Source organism: Halomonas sp. ND22Bw (assembly GCF_003011945.1).
GTDB classification, from domain to species: domain Bacteria; phylum Pseudomonadota; class Gammaproteobacteria; order Pseudomonadales; family Halomonadaceae; genus Halomonas; species Halomonas halophila.
On record NZ_PXWD01001417.1, the window covers coordinates 1 to 250 of the forward strand.

Here is a 250-nt window from a genome sequence, read left to right on the forward strand (position 1 = left end):
TGAAGGGCTTCTACGTCATCGTTCACGACGTCACCGAGCTGAACGAGGGCCGCGTGCAACTGGCCGCCGCATTGCGCGAGAACGAGGCCTTGCTGGCGGCGATCCAGCAGTACTCCATCTTCTCCGAAATGGCCCCGGACGGCCGATTCATCACCGTCAACGACAACCTCTGCCAGCTCACCGGGTTTTCGCGCGAGGAACTGCTCGGGCAAACCTATGCTGTTCACCAGCCCCGGCTCGGATCGGGCGA

1 protein-coding gene is annotated in these 250 nt (G+C 62.8%); it reads left to right on the forward strand.

The window, feature by feature from the left end; translation table 11 throughout:
- The coding region (locus tag CVH10_RS22875; RefSeq protein ID WP_146143323.1) for a PAS domain S-box protein at positions 1-250 on the forward strand (250 nt) is incomplete at both ends.